The following is a 14916-nucleotide window of genomic DNA, read 5'->3' as shown; positions in this document are numbered from 1 at the left end:
GCCAAGTCCTGAAACCGCCGGCTCCGACCGGGGGCAGCATCCAGGATACCAGAACGCATCAGGCGTATTTGATTCGGGGCTTTGCTGACTACGCCGCTTCCCCCAAAACAGGGCATTATGGGGGATCGGCGGCGCAAAACGCCTGCCTTGTGAGGACTTCTGCAACCTCCTTGACTAACGGGATGAGGGCCTTTATGCCCTCGGTCCTGCGCGGATCAGTCCTGATCGGCATCCGCGGGAGTAGCTCAGTTGGTTAGAGCGCCGCCCTGTCACGGCGGAGGCCGCGGGTTCGAGTCCCGTCTCTCGCGCCATCTTTTCAAAGGCTTAGCGCAGGTTCCCGATTTCGAGCGTGGCATAAGGGCGTCGGTTTGACGCGTCTGGGCGCGCCTGTTCGGTCCATCTCGCGGTCGCGTCTGCCGACGGATGCGATCGATCCGGACCAGCCCTCGGACCCACATCCTTCAATCCGACTCTGCGGCCATGCTGGCGTTCGTTCCCCTGGGCACGCAGTGCGCTGCCCGCGGGGATCGGGCACGAACTGATCTCACCCATTGGGGTGATGACATCGATGGTCGGCACTTCTTGAATACAGCTCGCGAGCTGATCGTTGATTGACGATATCGCCTCGATCGCTCGGCGGAGCTGGTGGAGAGTGGGATGACGACGGTTTCCTATGGCATTGTGAACGTCAAACCGGAATTCGATGGCTCCATCAACTCGGATGTCTTCCTGGGCTCGGAATCGTCGCCTGCGCTGACGACCTTCGACGACGGGTCATTTGCGCTCGCATACGGCTACGAACCTGCCCCGAGCGAGGTCATCAAGAACACCATATTCATCAATCGCTACAATCCCGACGGATCGCAGGCGATGGGAGCCGGGGTCTATGGCGGAAGCGATTTCAGCACGTCCACTTATGCGTTCTATCCGGCCATCACGAGCCTGCCGGGCACGAGCCGCTACTTGGCGGTTTGGACGACCTCCTCCGGATCCAATAGCACCACGATGTTCGGTTTCTCCAAGACGTTGGGGACGACCGGTGGCGTCGGCTACAACCAGATCTTCAGCCGGGAAGGGGTACTGCCCGGCTCCGGCAGTGAATTCGTTGTGGCCTTGCCGGGCAACAAATTCGCCGTCGCCGGCACAAGCAGTGTGCGGGTTTTCGGTTACGATAGCGCTTACAACGTCAATCTGGTGACGCAGTGGCAGCTCGGCGATGGTTCGGATGGCGTCAATGCGACCAAAGCCGCACTCCTGGACGGCGGCAACATCGCCACCACCTATGTGCAGTCCCATAGCGGCGCCTATGCCGCCTTCATCGAGATCGATACCGCGAGCGGCGCGCGAATTCTTGCGCCCACCGCGCTGAATAGCCTCGGCAGCACTCACAGCCCCACCATCGCGGCACTACGAGACGGTGGCTTCGCAGTCGCCTATCTGCAATCCGGCAGCGGAGCCAACAGCGAATTGCGGCTGGCATTCTACAGCTCGACCGGCGCGCTCTGCGGCAATCAGCTGGTCGCGACGGTCAACTTCATGACCGACACCGACCCGACGTTGTCGGTTCTGTCCAACGGGTTTGTCGACCTGACGTGGACCAGCGGCGTCAACATGACTCAAGGCCAAAACTATTACGACAACATATCGGCCGCGATATTCGATCCCGCCACCATGATCAAGGTGGCTGCCGCCGACCTTGAAACACAGGACGGGGCGCAATATTCGCCGGCGGTGACCGCGCTCTCGGGCGGGCGATTTGCGACGGCATGGACCGATCAGAACGCCGACCTTTCCGACGGCAATGTGGACAATCACGGCTCCCACATCTCGCTACAGATCGATGCAGTGGCGAGGACGTCGGTCGGGACCGGCGCCGCCGAGACGATCCTTGGCGACTCGCTGCGCGATACGTTCACCGGCGGCGGCGGCAACGACACGTTCGTGTTCGGTGCCGGTGGTTCGACCGATACCATCACCGACTTCGTGCACGGCCAGGACAAGATCTATCTCGCCAACTTCTTTTCGCTGCACAGCTTCACCGACGTGATGAACCACATCTACTCCGGCCCGACCGCGACGTTCAGCCTCGGCTCCGATTCACTGACGCTGACCGGCGTCAACAAGACCAGCTTGACGGCGGATGATTTCATCCTCGCCCGGCAGAAGGCCGATTTCGACGGCAACACCCGCAGCGACGTCGTCCTGCTGGGCGACAACGGCACGGCGACGGTTTGGGACAACGGCGCGCCGGCAAGCGCACACCAGATCGCTCCAGCCGGCACCATCTCGAACGGCTGGCATTTCGCCGGCAGCGGCGACTTCGACGGCAACGGCAAGAGCGACATTGCCTGGGTCAACGACGCGACCGGCCAGGCGTCGATCTGGGACGACGGCCAGATCGGCGGCGCCCACATCATTGCGCCTGCCGGCACCATCGCCAATGGCTGGCATTTCGCCGGCACCGGCGACTTCGACGGCAACAGCAGGACCGACATTCTCTGGGTCAACGACACAACCGGCCAGGCGTCGATCTGGGACGACGGCCAGATCGGCGGCGCCCACATCATCGCTCCTCCGGGCACCATCGCCAACGGCTGGCATTTCGGAGGCACCGGCGACTTCGACGGCAACGGCAGGAGCGACATTGCCTGGGTCAACGACAACGGCAAGGTCTCGATCTGGGACAACGGCCAGATCGGCGGCGCACATATCGTTGCCAATCTCGGCGGCGACATCACCGGCTGGCATCTCGCCGGCACCGGCGATTTCGACGGCAACGGCAGAAGCGACTTTCTCTGGGTCAACGACAACGGCCGGACCTCGATCTGGGACAATGGCGACATCGCCAAGGCTCACACGATCGCGCCTGTCGGCACCATCTCAAACGGCTGGCAGTTCGCCGGCACCGGCGATTACGATGGCAACGGCCGCAGCGACATTCTCTGGCAGAACAGCAACGGCCAGGCTTCGATCTGGGACAACGGCAGCATTGCAAGCGCGCACATCATTGCCGCCGCCGGCACCGTTCCGGCGGGTTGGCATATTGTCTAGGTCTGGATCGCCGAAGGTCCGAGTCGTGTCTCGCGCGCGATTTCCCAAAAACAACTCGCCCCAGCAATGCGGCGCTGCCGGGGCGAGCCTTGCTGAAGTGCTTCCGGGGCACCTCAGTCGACCCCGGGGAGGAGTGGGCCCGGGCAGGGCTGACTATTGCTGCGCGGCCGTATTGAACGCGCCCGTCGCGGCATTGCCGACGAGGCGGTTGGTGCCGAAACTCGTCGGCGTACCGGCGAAGGCGGCGGTCGTGTTGTAGTTGATGTCTGAATCCGACACGCGAATGCCACTGCCGTTCAGGCCGGTTGCGTTGCTGTTGATTGCGCTGCTGTTAACGGAGATTTGCGCACCAGGATCGGCTGTGACTCCGATGCTGTTGCTGGAGAAGTCCGAGCGCTTGACGGTGACGTTGTTGCCGTTGCCGACGGCGAGCCCGAAGGCGTTGTTGTACGATCGCACGCCGTCGAGCGTCGCATTGTTGGTCGCCGCGCCGGCTATCGAAATTGCGGAGCCGGTGTTGTGGGTGATGAGGGTGTCCTTGATCAACAGTTTACCGCCGGCATTGGAGCGCTGATCAAGGATGCCCTGCTGACCGAATTGCGTGATCATACAGTCTTCGATGGAGACCGAGCCGGCCGAGTTGATCTTGATGCCGACGAGGCCGGCATTGACTCCAGGACCGATGCCCTGGACCTGGATGTTGCGGAGAACAACTCGGTCGGACGCGCCGGCCTGGATGACGATGCCGTTGGTGCCGGCGACGAGCACGGAGGCGAACATGTCATGGCAATTAACGGTGATCGCCTTGATGATGGTCAGTCCGCCGAACCCACCGGGATCCAAGCAATTGATCTCGCCTTGTGCGGCGGTCTTCGAGATTGCGCCGGCAAATGTCTTACAAGGCGCCGTGCGGCTGCACGGGTTGGCGTCATCGCCGACGCCGGAGACCCAGGTTCGGGTCGCCTGGGCATGCGCCGGGGCGGATGCGAGCGCGGGCAGAAGCAGGCCAATGGCCAGAATCAGCAAATGGAAACGCCGCATAATTGAAAACTCCCCTGAAAATGGAAATCAGAATCCGAACCTTCCCCTCAGCTCGAAATATCGCATTGCAAAATTGAAAGCGGTTCAGCAACTGAACGACAAGGTTGCGGGACATCCGCCGGGCTCGAAAAAATCCGGCCCGGCCGACGCGAATGCTGCAGGAAGTCGCTAGCTGATTCAACTGGAAACGTGCCGGGCACCCTCCGTGGCTTTACGGCCATCCGTTCAGGATGCTGCGAGACCGAGACGCTTCACCGGCTGCGCCGTCAGTGCCGGGCTGGGCGAGCATTCCGCCCGCCATTCGGGGGTCAGCCACCACAGCAGGAACAGCAGCCCGATTCCGTTCGACAGCAGCGCGGTGGTGAGCGGGACGTTCATGATCGCCTGGACGGCGATCCCTGACGACACCGCGACGAAGCGCGGCGACAGATGTCGCGAGGCCATCGACCCCGCCGACAGGATCACGCCGCATAGGAAGGCCGAGACCGGGGCGAAGACCAGGCCGACCGACGCGATGCCTTCGGTGGCGAGGAACGAGGCGTTGAAATTGCCATCGCGATAGACCGCCGCGAACTCCGGCCCGAGCTCGCCGTAGCTACAGCCATTGAGGTGCCGCAGGATCGATACCTGGCAGAAATGGGTGAGTTCGCGGCGGGCAAAGAAGTCGGCATAGTGATCGAGTGCCAGCGAGGGGATCGCGATGAAGCGCAGGTTGATGGCGCTGAACAGCACGTAGTCCTTATCGGCAGCAAGCACGACGAAGGCGACGAGGCCAATGGTCATCGGGATGAGCAACGCCAGCACGGTCGCCAGCCGCGGATTGACGCGGCCGAACAGCCAGAACAGGAACGGCAGCCAGATCGGCAGCAGCAGGATCGTCTTGTTGTTGACGACCGGATAGAAGCACAGCGCGAGGAACAGGACGCAGGCTGCCGCACCCCATCGACGACGTGTCGCGAAATGAGCGAACAGATAGGGCAGCGGCGCGCCGATGATGATGCTGGTGAGATAGTTGAGCAGCAACGGCCGCGTGACGGCATTACGGGCCGGCCCGTAGGGATCGCCAAGGCTGGTGCCGTAGGAGACGTCGGCGATCAGCACCGCGAACGATGCAGCCAGCAGGGCGAACACGATGCGGTTCAAGGCTGCTTCCGACAGTTCGGGCCGCCAGATCCGGAAGTGACGGAACAGCAGCGGGATCATCGCGGCGGCAAGCGCGGCGATCATGGCCCAGCGGGCGAAGCCGTGCGGATAATCGAACCCGCTGAAGAAGCTGAGCCAGACGAAGCCGAACACCGCCGAAAGCAGCGCGAAGGCGACGAGATAGCCGAAGCTGAACCGGCCGGCCACGAACGCCGGGACAAACGCCACCATGACAGCGGTGCCGAGAACGGCTTGTGCCGTGATGCCGTCGGAGCGCCAGACATGCATCGCCGGAAAGACGTAGCCGCAGGCGATCAGCGATACGAGGCTCAACAGGAAGAAAGCGAGAATGGAGCTTCCGACAGCCAGGTCTTCGCGCGTCAATTTCATCGGCGGGTTTGATCCTCGAAGCTGTGACAGACAGCCAGCAAACCCCGGACGAGGCAAGTTAAGGTGAGTCTCGGATTTTGTTTTTATGTTTCTGAATGTACGGCCCACGAAATACACAGGTCCCGCTGGAGGGGACTTGAAGCGCTGGCGGCACACAAGCCGCGATTCGCTGCATGGCGATCGCTGCGCCGACGTCGATTATTCCGGAATGCGAAGCCCGCGCGGATTATGCGAAGAAGGCCGAGATCGCGGCGAGGTCGGATTGGCGGGGCGCGTCGCCGCGCAGGTTCGCATCGATGGCGCGGCGGCAAGCGTCGACCGTGGGAGCGTCGTTCAGTTCGTTGGCGGCCTCGAGGATCGACCAGATCGTATCGATCGGGATGTCGCTTTGCACGGCGGCGCTCTGGTCTGACAGCATCGGTCGCGCCCGAACTAGAATTCGAAGAGGTCGCGGCTGTGCTGCGCCAGCCTGTGTAGGTCTGCCATCGTGCCACGCACTGCGCTGCAGCGGCGGCATTCGATGACCGTATCGTCGGACGCACGCGCCGGATCGGTCGCCTTGATCGACAGGCTGCCGCAATCGCTGCAGATGATCTTGAACCCCGTTGAAATCGCTTGCTGCTCTAAAATCATGATGGCCTGAGCCCCTGTTGACGCCGAACTTAGGGAACAATTTTTAAGACTGGGGTCGCGGAGTGGATCGCAATCGAGCGACCGGATTAGCAGGCAGTTAAGGTTGGGCCTGACCGCCCCGGCGACGTTCGACCAACAAAAAAGCCGCCCAGGGGCGGCCATTTTTTGCCGGAGCCCTGGAAAACCTTAGCGGACGGTCGAAGTCCCCGACGAGGTGATCACGACTGGCTTGCCGGCCTTGATGACCTGGGTGGACTGGGCGGTCTGGGTGAAGTCCGCATTGTTGCGGGCCGAAATGCCGAGGGCTGCGACCGCGATGCCGGCCACGAGCGCGACGACCACAATCTTCAGATGGGTCGAACGATCGGCTGAATGGATCGAGTGGTTCATGATCGCCTCCGGGCGTCTATGCGCCGTCTGTTGCACGGATTCGTAAGGCCGATCTGTTTCCGGATCGTTTCGTGGGGTCCGCGAAATGGTTTCATCCCGTCCGCGGATTGGTTTCGCCGCGGCTTGCGCGGCACGGCTGCAGGGCCGAAACTGGCACTGGGCGCGGGAATGCGCCCGGGGAGAAAAACAATAATGAAAACAATGAAGGTGACCCGCAGGGGCGTACTCGGGGCCGGCTCCGGGGCGCTCGCCGCCGCGATGCTCGGTAAACGCGCCCTTGCCGCCGCCGAGTTCGATTTCAAGCTGGGCGTCAACACCCCGGAAACCCATCCGCTAACGATCCGCCTGGCCGAGGCGGCCAAGGCGGTCGGCGCGCAGTCGTCGGGCCGGGTCAACATCACGGTGTTCGCCAACAGCCAGCTCGGCGGCGATCCCGAGATGCTGTCCCAGGTCCGCGCCGGCGGCATCGAGCTGCTGGCGGCGCCGAGCATGACGCTGTCGACGCTGGTGCCGCTCTCGGGCCTGCCGAGCATCGGCTTCGCGTTCCAGTCCTACGACCAGGTCTGGGCGGCGATGGACGGCGGCGTCGGCGACCTCGTGCGCGAGGCGATCGCCAGGGCCGGCGTGGTGCCGTTGAAGAAGGTCTGGGACAACGGTTTCCGCCAGATCACCTCATCGTCGAGCCGGCAGCTCAACAGCGTCGACGACCTCAGGGGCTTCAAGATCCGCGTCCCGGTGACGGCGCTGCTGACCTCGCTGTTCTCCGGCCTCGGCGCGCTGCCGTCGAGCATCTCCTACAGCGAGCTCTATTCGGCGCTGCAGACCCACATCGTGGAGGGCCAGGAGAACCCGCTGGCGCAGGTCTCGACCGGCAAGCTCTACGAGGTGCAGAAATACTGCGCGCTGTCGAACCATTGCTGGAGCGGCTACTGGATCCTCGGCAACCGCCGCGCCATGGCCGGCCTGCCGCCCGACCTGCTCGACATCATCAACGCCGCCTTCGACGCCGCGGCGGTGAAGGAACGGGCGGACCTCGTCGAGATGGACCGCTCGTTGCAGGCCGAGCTGACCGGGAAGGGCATGACCTTCACCAAACCCGACCCGCTGCAGTTCAGGGCGGCGCTGGTGAAGGCCGGCTTCTACACGCAGTGGCAGAAGACTTACGGCGTGGAGCCGTGGGCGGCGCTGGAGAAATACACCGGTAAGCTGAGCTGAACGATCTAGGTGGCGCGGGCGATATCCGACCGGATCCAGCGCGCGGCCCAGACGAACAGCAGGGCGCCGGCCGTCGTCGTCACCGCGGCCGACAGCAGCGAGTAGCGCACCGCGTCGACGCCATAGGCGCCCTTCAGCGCGTCGTTGATCATGCCAACGGCGAGGGGACCTATGCCCTGGCCGAAGCAGGTCGCCGTCAGGAGTACGATCGCCGAGGCCAGCGCCCTCATGCTGGGTTTTGCCACGGTCTGCGCGATCGCGAAGATCGGGCCGAGATGGAAGCCGACCATGAACGAGGTCAGCGCCAGGGTGGCGACCATGATCGTGAAGCTCGGCGTCAGCATGCACAGCGCGAACACCGGGCCGGCGAGGCCGGACATCATCGCCGGCGCCCATAATTTCCAGCGGTCGTCGCGGCGGCTGATCTGCGCCACCACGAGGCCGCCGATCAGCGTGCCGGCCATGCCGGCAAGGCCCTTGAAGGTGCCGGCATAGGTCCCGATCTCGGCGCTGGTCAGATGATGGATGCGCGCCAGGAACGGCGGGATCCACACCGCGGTGGCGTAGTTGGTGTAGGTCGTGAGACAGAAGCCGATCAGCACGATGACAAAGCTCGGCTGCGAAACCAGAAACCGCAGCGTCGGCCCGATCGGCTCGGCCTTGAAGGTCTCGGCCATCGCGCCGCGCTTCGGCTCGGCGATGGTCAGCCACAAAATCGCGGCGAGCGCGACGCCGGGCAGGCCCGCGGTGAAGAACGCGGTCCGCCAGCCGTAATGCTGGTTGACATAGCCGCCGATGAAATAGCCGAGGAAGACGCCGAGATAGGTGCCGATCGCGTAGATGCCGAGCGCGCGCGGCCGTTCGTTCTTGCTGAAGAGATCGGCGATCATCGATTGCGACGCCGGCGTACCGGCGGATTCCCCGATGCCGACGCCGATCCGCGCCAGCGCCAGCGTGGTGACGCTGATGGCGAGGCCGCACAGATAGGTCATGGCGCTCCAGAACGCGAAGGCGACAGCGACGATGTTGCGGCGGTTGAGGCGGTCGGCCATCCGCGCGATCGGAAGGCCGAGCAGCGAATAGAACAGCACGAAGCCGAAGCCCGCGAGCAGGCCCATGGTGGTGTCGCTGAGCGCGAACTCCTTCTTGATCGGCTCGATCAGCACGTTGAAGATCGTGCGGTCGAGGAAGTTGAGGGCATAGACGATGGTGAGCAACCCCAGCACGTAATAGCGCCGGGCCGACGGCCTGACGGCGGCCTCAGCCGGCGCAGCCGCCTGCGGTGCGAGATCGACCATGGCATTTCCCCCTGATTTGTTTCTGTTTTGAGCGTGGGCCGTCAGGCCTCGCGAATAAAATTCCCCGCCTCGAATTCGATCGGCTTCGCGTCGGCATCGAACGATACCCCGATCGGGTCGCGGCCGGCGGCGATGGCGTCGAGCTGGTCCGAGAGCATGCGGCGGATCATCAGGATGCCGCGGTCGCTCTGGCCGAAATGCTCCTCGGAATGAACAGTCACCGGGCCCTGGCCGACCTGCGCCTCGTAATCGCCGGGGAATTGCTGGTGCTCGCGCTCGGTCATGTCCCACCAGAATTTTCCGTTGAACTTCGAGCGCATCCGGCCGATATCGCCGGAATTCTTGACGCGGCCGGCGACATAGATGCGGAACGAGGTGTCGTCGATCGGCAGGGTCCAGCCGATCGATTCCACCCGGGCGAATTGCGCGACCCGCGGATTGGGCACGACGCGCAGCGTGGGGAAGGCAGCCTCGGTGACACGGTAGAACACCTTGCCGTCGTCCTGTTTGCGGATCGAGCGCACCGCGACGCCTCGCGGCGTCATCTCGAACTTCACCTCGGGCATCGAGGCCATCATGGTGGTGAATTGCGGGCCGGAGAACGAGCCGTGCAGCACCGGCACATGGTAGGGGTCCACCACGTTCTCGAAATGCTGCAGCCAGTTGCAGGGGATCACGGCGGGCCCGCCGCCTCCGATGGAGGAATCATCGGCTTCGACGAACTCACCGTCGTCCATCGTCTCGAGGCACTCGTAGCGCGGCAGCACCGGCCGTTTCTCTGATGGGCCCATATAGGCGAAGATCAGGCCGTAGCGCTCCTGCACTGGATACCAGGGCTGCCGCACCTTGTCCTTGAACAGGCCGCCTTCGGGGTCGCAGGGCTGCTCGAGGCAATGGCCCTCGGTGTCGAATTTCCAGCCGTGATAGCAGCAACGGATGCCGTCATCCTCGACCTTGCCATAGTAAAGCGTGGTGCCGCGATGGCAGCAGCGGGCGTGCAGCAGGCCAGGCCGGCCCTGCTTGTCGCGGAACAGGATCAGGTCCTCGCCGAGCGCGCGGACTTTCCTGGGGATATCGGTGGCGTCGCTCACAAGACCGATCGGGTGCCAGTAGCGGCGCAGCAATTCGCCCATCGGCGTGCCGCGGACCACCGAGGTCAACTCGGTCCGGGTGACGGATGGCTTCATTGCATAGGCGGTGCCGAGGTCGCGGTCTCGCTGGGTGATCGTCATGTCATTTCCTCCCGCCGCGGGCTCATGGCCGTGGTTGGCTTATCGTTGATCAAGTCAACGATATATCGATGACAGTGTCAACGACATCGTTTAACTTGGCAGCGGGCCGCTTTATTGGCAGAGGTTGGCGATGACCGAGAAGCTGAAGACTGCGAAGGCTTTGCCCCCGGCGATTGCGATCGACGCCGAACTGGCGCCGATCACCGCGATGCTGTCGTCGCAGCTGATGGTGCTGGCCAATCTGCTCAAGCGCGGCGCCATCCTGCGCTACAAGCGCCTCACCGGACTGTCCTCGGTCGAGTTCGGTCTGGTCGCCTCGCTCGGCCGGCGGCCGCCGATGAGCGTGGTGCGGTTGGCGGAAGCCGTCGGCATGGACAAGGGCCAGATCAGCCGGGCGCTGGCCGAGCTCGTCGCGCGCAGACTGGTCGCCAAGGCGCCCAATCCGCGGGACAACAGGGAGACGCTGGTTTCGCTCACCAAGGCGGGCCTCGCTGCCCACGATGCGATCGTGGCCGGCGCACAGGAGCGCAACCGCCGTTTGCTGGAACAGCTCGATCCACAGGAACTTGAGGTGCTGCTGGGACATATCGACCGCCTGACCGCTGCGGCCGCGGACATGCTCGCCGCCGAGAAAGAGCTGGGCTGAATGGGCTGGAGGAGGGCACCGGAAGCCCTCCGCGGCGTTGCCCCGTACAGCAAGCGCATCTGCCCGATGGGGCCGAGAGCCCGCGGAGACGACGGTAAAAGCGTCAAAATAGCTTGTCTTGCGCCCCCTGTTGCGCTGCGCTAAAGCCTCAAGAACAATTCCAATCAACGAATCTGCGGCACGTCCGAAACCGCAGCAAGAAGGCCTCGCCGATGACCGGCATCCTGCAGAATTATCTCCCACTTGTGGTCTTTATCGGGGTCGCCGGCCTGATCGGTCTGGCGCTTCTGATCGCCCCGTTCCTGGTCGCGTTCCAGCAGCCGGATCCGGAAAAGCTGTCCGCCTATGAATGCGGATTCAATGCTTTTGACGACGCCCGCATGAAGTTCGACGTTCGCTTCTATCTGGTAGCGATCCTCTTCATCATCTTCGACCTCGAAGTCGCGTTCCTGTTCCCTTGGGCGATCGCATTCGGAAAGCTCGGCGCAACCGGCTTCTGGTCGATGATGGTGTTCCTGGCCGTGCTGACGGTCGGGTTTGCGTATGAATGGAAGAAAGGCGCGCTCGAATGGGATTGAGCCCCACCGCCGCAACCTCGCAGCCGACGATTGCCAAACCCGAGATCGCCATGGCTCCGAAGGGCATTCTCGATCCGTCGACCGGCAAGCCGGTCGGCGCCAATGATCCGTTCTTCCTCGAGGTCAATCACGAGCTGTCCGACAAGGGCTTCTTCGTCGCCGCGGCCGACGACCTCATCACCTGGGCGCGCACCGGCTCGCTGATGTGGATGACCTTCGGTCTCGCCTGCTGCGCGGTCGAGATGATGCAGGTCTCGATGCCGCGCTACGACGTCGAGCGCTTCGGCTTCGCGCCGCGCGCCTCGCCGCGGCAGTCCGACGTGATGATCGTCGCCGGCACGCTGACCAACAAGATGGCGCCGGCACTGCGCAAGGTCTACGACCAGATGCCGGAGCCGCGCTACGTCATCTCGATGGGCTCCTGCGCCAATGGCGGCGGCTATTATCACTACTCCTACTCGGTGGTGCGCGGCTGCGACCGCATCGTGCCCATCGACATCTACGTGCCGGGCTGTCCGCCCACGGCGGAAGCGCTGCTCTACGGCGTGCTGCTGCTGCAGAAGAAGATCCGCCGGATCGGCACCATCGAACGCTAAGGTTTTTACGTCATGGACGACGGCAAGCTCGACGCCCTTGGGCAGACGATCGTGAGCGCGCTTTCGGGCGCGGCCTCTGCGCACTCGGTCGCGTTCAACCAGCTCACTATCGATGTCGAGATTGGCAGAATCGTGGAGGTCGTTACGTTTTTGCGTGACGACCCCAACTGCCGTTTCGTCAACATTACCGACGTCACCGCGGTCGATTATCCGGCCCGCGAGAAGCGTTTCGACGTGGTCTACCACCTGCTATCGCCGACGCTGAACACGCGTATCCGCGTGCGCGGCCAGGCCGACGAATCCACGCAGGTGCCCTCGATCATCGGCATCTTCCCCGGCGCCGACTGGTTCGAGCGCGAGACCTACGATCTCTACGGGGTGATCTTCATCGGCCATCCCGACATGCGGCGCCTCCTGACCGATTACGGTTTCGACGGCCATCCGCTGCGCAAGGATTTCCCGCTTACCGGCTTCGTCGAGGTCCGCTACGACGACCAGGAGAAGCGGGTGCTGTACGAGCCGGTTCGGCTCAACCAGGAATTCCGCAAGTTCGATTTCCTTTCTCCGTGGGAGGGGGCTGACTATCCGCTGCCCGGCGACGAGAAGGCCAAGGCGGAGCCGAAGCCATGAATGAACAGCCGCAAAATCTGCGCAACTTCACCATCAACTTCGGTCCGCAGCATCCTGCCGCGCACGGCGTGCTGCGCCTCGTGCTGGAGCTCGACGGCGAGGTGGTCGAACGCGTCGATCCGCATATCGGGCTCTTGCATCGCGGCACCGAGAAGCTGATCGAGCACAAGACTTATCTGCAGGCGATTCCGTATTTCGACCGGCTCGATTACGTCGCGCCGATGAACCAGGAGCATGCGTTCTGCCTCGCAGCCGAGAAGCTGCTCGGCATCGAGGTGCCGCGCCGCGGCCAGCTGATTCGCGTGCTCTATTGCGAGATCGGCCGCATCCTCTCGCACCTCCTCAACGTCACGACACAGGCGATGGACGTCGGCGCGCTGACCCCGCCGCTGTGGGGCTTCGAGGAGCGCGAGAAGCTGATGGTGTTCTATGAGCGCGCCTCCGGCTCGCGCATGCATGCGGCGTTCTTCCGCGTCGGCGGCGTGCACCAGGACCTGCCGCCGAAGCTGATCGACGATATCGATGCGTGGTGCGACCCGTTCCTCAAAGTGGTCGACGACCTCGACACGCTGCTCACCGGCAACCGCATCTTCAAGCAGCGCAACGTCGACATCGGCGTGGTACCGCTAAAGGAAGCCTGGGAGTGGGGTTTCTCCGGCGTGATGGTGCGCGGCTCGGGCGCGGCCTGGGACCTGCGCAAGTCGCAGCCATATGAGTGTTACGCCGAGATGGAATTCGATATCCCGATCGGCAAGAACGGCGACTGCTACGACCGCTATTTGATTCGCATGGAAGAGATGCGCCAGTCGGTGCGCATCATGAAGCAGTGCATCCAGAAGCTGAAGGCACCTGACGGGCAGGGCCCGGTAGTGGTCGAGGACAACAAGATCGCGCCGCCGCGCCGCGGCGAGATGAAGCGCTCGATGGAAGCGCTGATCCACCACTTCAAGCTCTACACCGAAGGCGTCCACGTGCCGGCCGGCGAGGTCTATGCCGCGGTCGAGGCGCCGAAGGGCGAGTTCGGCGTCTATCTTGTCGCCGACGGCACCAACAAGCCTTACAAGTGCAAGATCCGCGCACCGGGTTTTGCTCACCTGCAGGCGATGGATCACATTTGCAAGGGCCATCTGCTGGCCGACGTTTCTGCCATTCTTGGCTCGCTGGACATCGTGTTCGGCGAGGTCGACCGGTGATGATGCCTGCATCCGCACCGCGCGCTAATTGAGAGTTTGAACGATGTCCGTCCGCCGCCTTGCCCCGAAGGAATTGCAGCCCGCGAGCTTCACGTTCACCGACGAGAACCTCGCCTGGGCCAAGAAGGAGATCGCGAAATATCCGCCGGGCCGCCAGGCCTCGGCCGCGATCGCGATCCTGTGGCGCGTGCAGGAGCAGCATGACGGCTGGGTGTCGGAGGCCGCGATCCGCGCCGTTGCCGACCTGCTCGAGATGCCGCACATTCGCATGCTGGAGATCGCGACCTTCTACACCATGTTCCAGCTGTCGCCGGTCGGCAAGAAGGCGCACGTCCAGGTCTGCGGCACCACGCCGTGCCGGCTGCGCGGCGCTGCCGATCTGATCGAGGTGTGCCAGCATCGCATCCACCACGATCCCTTCCAGCTGTCGAAGGACGGCAACTTCTCCTGGGAGGAGGTCGAGTGTCTTGGCGCCTGCGTGAACGCGCCGATGGTGCTGATCTGGAAGGATACCTATGAGGACCTGACCAAGGAAAGTTTTGGCAAGGTGCTCGACGGCTTTGCCGCCGGCAATCCGCCGAAGCCGGGTCCGCAGGTCGACCGTCAGTTCTCGGCCCCCGCGGGCGGGCCGACCACGCTGAAGGAAACCACCTGATGCGTGGTGACGTGCTGGCGAGCGGAACCGGGAGGGAGGCTGCGATGCATGCCTGGCGCACGATCGCCCTGCACAGCTCGGTTGCCGCCGGCTTCATGTTCCTGCTGCAGCGTTACGGGCTGAGCGCCTCGCTGGAATCAAGTCTGCTGTGGGCCATCGTGTTCGGCGGCTGCGCTGCCGGGCTCGCTTATTCCCAAGCCAAACGGTGATGTTCGGAAAGTTTTG

The 14916-nt window shown here is 63.5% G+C and carries 17 protein-coding genes and 1 tRNA gene; 11 read left to right on the top strand and 7 right to left on the bottom strand.

Going from position 1 to position 14916, the window contains the following annotated elements:
* Positions 1–234 precede the first annotated feature (234 nt).
* A tRNA-Asp gene (locus J6500_RS01735) sits at positions 235–311 on the top strand.
* A 346-nt stretch (positions 312–657) separates the two neighbouring features.
* Positions 658–3051, top strand: a complete 2394-nt coding sequence (locus J6500_RS01730; RefSeq protein ID WP_225710937.1) for an FG-GAP-like repeat-containing protein — start codon at positions 658–660, stop codon at positions 3049–3051.
* A 153-nt stretch (positions 3052–3204) separates the two neighbouring features.
* Here the strand turns inward: J6500_RS01730 and J6500_RS01725 are convergent, their stop codons facing one another.
* Positions 3205–4077 carry a right-handed parallel beta-helix repeat-containing protein gene (locus J6500_RS01725; protein ID WP_225710936.1) on the bottom strand — a complete coding sequence of 291 codons (873 nt, stop codon included), beginning with the start codon at positions 4075–4077 and terminating at the stop codon, positions 3205–3207.
* Here J6500_RS01725 and J6500_RS01720 point away from each other — a divergent pair.
* Positions 4061–4264: a hypothetical protein gene (locus J6500_RS01720; protein WP_225710935.1), complete on the top strand. Its 204-nt coding sequence runs from the start codon at positions 4061–4063 to the stop codon at positions 4262–4264. The genes J6500_RS01725 and J6500_RS01720 overlap by 17 nt on opposite strands.
* 53 nt (positions 4265–4317) lie before the next feature.
* Here J6500_RS01720 and J6500_RS01715 read toward each other — a convergent pair whose 3' ends face one another.
* The 4 genes from J6500_RS01715 to J6500_RS01700 all read right to left on the bottom strand — a co-directional run bounded on the left by J6500_RS01715 (position 4318) and on the right by J6500_RS01700 (position 6648).
* Positions 4318–5625: a hypothetical protein gene (locus J6500_RS01715; protein WP_225710934.1), complete on the bottom strand. Its 1308-nt coding sequence runs from the start codon at positions 5623–5625 to the stop codon at positions 4318–4320.
* 226 nt (positions 5626–5851) lie between these two features.
* Positions 5852–6043 carry a hypothetical protein gene (locus tag J6500_RS01710; RefSeq protein WP_225710933.1) on the bottom strand — a complete coding sequence of 64 codons (192 nt, stop codon included), beginning with the start codon at positions 6041–6043 and terminating at the stop codon, positions 5852–5854.
* A 14-nt stretch (positions 6044–6057) separates the two neighbouring features.
* Positions 6058–6258: a hypothetical protein gene (locus J6500_RS01705; protein ID WP_225710932.1), complete on the bottom strand. Its 201-nt coding sequence runs from the start codon at positions 6256–6258 to the stop codon at positions 6058–6060.
* Positions 6259–6444: 186 nt separating this feature from the next.
* The gene (locus J6500_RS01700) at positions 6445–6648 is read right to left on the bottom strand and encodes a hypothetical protein (protein WP_225710931.1); all 204 of its coding nucleotides are present in this window, start codon (positions 6646–6648) and stop codon (positions 6445–6447) included.
* A gap of 201 nt (positions 6649–6849) precedes the next feature.
* On the opposite strand from J6500_RS01700, the gene J6500_RS01695 reads away from it, so the two are divergent.
* Entirely contained in the window at positions 6850–7863 is a 1014-nt protein-coding gene (locus J6500_RS01695) for a TRAP transporter substrate-binding protein (RefSeq protein WP_225711055.1), read from the top strand.
* Between the two features lie 5 nt (positions 7864–7868).
* Here the strand turns inward: J6500_RS01695 and J6500_RS01690 are convergent, their stop codons facing one another.
* Positions 7869–9161, bottom strand: a complete 1293-nt coding sequence (locus J6500_RS01690; protein WP_225710930.1) for a spinster family MFS transporter — start codon at positions 9159–9161, stop codon at positions 7869–7871.
* A 41-nt stretch (positions 9162–9202) separates the two neighbouring features.
* Positions 9203–10393, bottom strand: a complete 1191-nt coding sequence (locus tag J6500_RS01685) for an aromatic ring-hydroxylating dioxygenase subunit alpha (RefSeq protein WP_225710929.1) — start codon at positions 10391–10393, stop codon at positions 9203–9205.
* Between the two features lie 130 nt (positions 10394–10523).
* On the opposite strand from J6500_RS01685, the gene J6500_RS01680 reads away from it, so the two are divergent.
* From J6500_RS01680 to J6500_RS01650, 7 genes are all read left to right on the top strand, one after another.
* Entirely contained in the window at positions 10524–11039 is a 516-nt protein-coding gene (locus J6500_RS01680; protein ID WP_225710928.1) for a MarR family winged helix-turn-helix transcriptional regulator, read from the top strand.
* A 212-nt stretch (positions 11040–11251) separates the two neighbouring features.
* Positions 11252–11617 (top strand): NADH-quinone oxidoreductase subunit A, encoded by a 366-nt coding sequence (locus J6500_RS01675; RefSeq protein ID WP_225710927.1) that lies wholly within the window; start codon positions 11252–11254, stop codon positions 11615–11617.
* The gene (locus tag J6500_RS01670; RefSeq protein ID WP_225710926.1) at positions 11608–12213 is read left to right on the top strand and encodes a NuoB/complex I 20 kDa subunit family protein; all 606 of its coding nucleotides are present in this window, start codon (positions 11608–11610) and stop codon (positions 12211–12213) included. Before J6500_RS01675 ends, J6500_RS01670 begins: the two co-directional genes overlap by 10 nt.
* Positions 12214–12225: 12 nt before the next feature.
* Positions 12226–12843, top strand: coding sequence for an NADH-quinone oxidoreductase subunit C (locus tag J6500_RS01665; protein ID WP_225710925.1), 618 nt, complete (start codon positions 12226–12228; stop codon positions 12841–12843).
* Positions 12840–14036: an NADH-quinone oxidoreductase subunit D gene (locus J6500_RS01660; RefSeq protein ID WP_225710924.1), complete on the top strand. Its 1197-nt coding sequence runs from the start codon at positions 12840–12842 to the stop codon at positions 14034–14036. The genes J6500_RS01665 and J6500_RS01660 overlap by 4 nt, the downstream gene beginning before the upstream one ends.
* Positions 14037–14079: 43 nt before the next feature.
* On the top strand, positions 14080–14691 hold the full coding sequence (nuoE, locus tag J6500_RS01655; protein ID WP_225710923.1) for an NADH-quinone oxidoreductase subunit NuoE: 612 nt from the start codon (positions 14080–14082) through the stop codon (positions 14689–14691).
* On the top strand, positions 14691–14900 hold the full coding sequence (locus tag J6500_RS01650; protein WP_225710922.1) for a hypothetical protein: 210 nt from the start codon (positions 14691–14693) through the stop codon (positions 14898–14900). Before nuoE ends, J6500_RS01650 begins: the two co-directional genes overlap by 1 nt.
* The last annotated feature ends 16 nt before the right edge of the window (positions 14901–14916 follow it).

The organism is Bradyrhizobium semiaridum (genome assembly GCF_020329505.1).
Taxonomy (GTDB): domain Bacteria; phylum Pseudomonadota; class Alphaproteobacteria; order Rhizobiales; family Xanthobacteraceae; genus Bradyrhizobium; species Bradyrhizobium semiaridum.
This window is presented reverse-complemented; position numbering and strand designations above follow the sequence as displayed.

Coding starts and splice junctions, on each gene's coding strand:
- J6500_RS01730 (WP_225710937.1), top strand. CDS start 658: ATGACGACGGTTTCCTATGGCATTGTGAACGTCAAACCGGAATTCGAT.
- J6500_RS01720 (WP_225710935.1), top strand. CDS start 4,061: ATGGCCAGAATCAGCAAATGGAAACGCCGCATAATTGAAAACTCCCCT.
- J6500_RS01715 (WP_225710934.1), bottom strand. CDS start 5,625: ATGAAATTGACGCGCGAAGACCTGGCTGTCGGAAGCTCCATTCTCGCT.
- J6500_RS01710 (WP_225710933.1), bottom strand. CDS start 6,043: ATGCTGTCAGACCAGAGCGCCGCCGTGCAAAGCGACATCCCGATCGAT.
- J6500_RS01705 (WP_225710932.1), bottom strand. CDS start 6,258: ATGATTTTAGAGCAGCAAGCGATTTCAACGGGGTTCAAGATCATCTGC.
- J6500_RS01700 (WP_225710931.1), bottom strand. CDS start 6,648: ATGAACCACTCGATCCATTCAGCCGATCGTTCGACCCATCTGAAGATT.
- J6500_RS01695 (WP_225711055.1), top strand. CDS start 6,850: ATGAAGGTGACCCGCAGGGGCGTACTCGGGGCCGGCTCCGGGGCGCTC.
- J6500_RS01690 (WP_225710930.1), bottom strand. CDS start 9,161: ATGGTCGATCTCGCACCGCAGGCGGCTGCGCCGGCTGAGGCCGCCGTC.
- J6500_RS01685 (WP_225710929.1), bottom strand. CDS start 10,393: ATGACGATCACCCAGCGAGACCGCGACCTCGGCACCGCCTATGCAATG.
- J6500_RS01680 (WP_225710928.1), top strand. CDS start 10,524: ATGACCGAGAAGCTGAAGACTGCGAAGGCTTTGCCCCCGGCGATTGCG.
- J6500_RS01675 (WP_225710927.1), top strand. CDS start 11,252: ATGACCGGCATCCTGCAGAATTATCTCCCACTTGTGGTCTTTATCGGG.
- J6500_RS01670 (WP_225710926.1), top strand. CDS start 11,608: ATGGGATTGAGCCCCACCGCCGCAACCTCGCAGCCGACGATTGCCAAA.
- J6500_RS01665 (WP_225710925.1), top strand. CDS start 12,226: ATGGACGACGGCAAGCTCGACGCCCTTGGGCAGACGATCGTGAGCGCG.
- J6500_RS01660 (WP_225710924.1), top strand. CDS start 12,840: ATGAATGAACAGCCGCAAAATCTGCGCAACTTCACCATCAACTTCGGT.
- nuoE (WP_225710923.1), top strand. CDS start 14,080: ATGTCCGTCCGCCGCCTTGCCCCGAAGGAATTGCAGCCCGCGAGCTTC.
- J6500_RS01650 (WP_225710922.1), top strand. CDS start 14,691: ATGCGTGGTGACGTGCTGGCGAGCGGAACCGGGAGGGAGGCTGCGATG.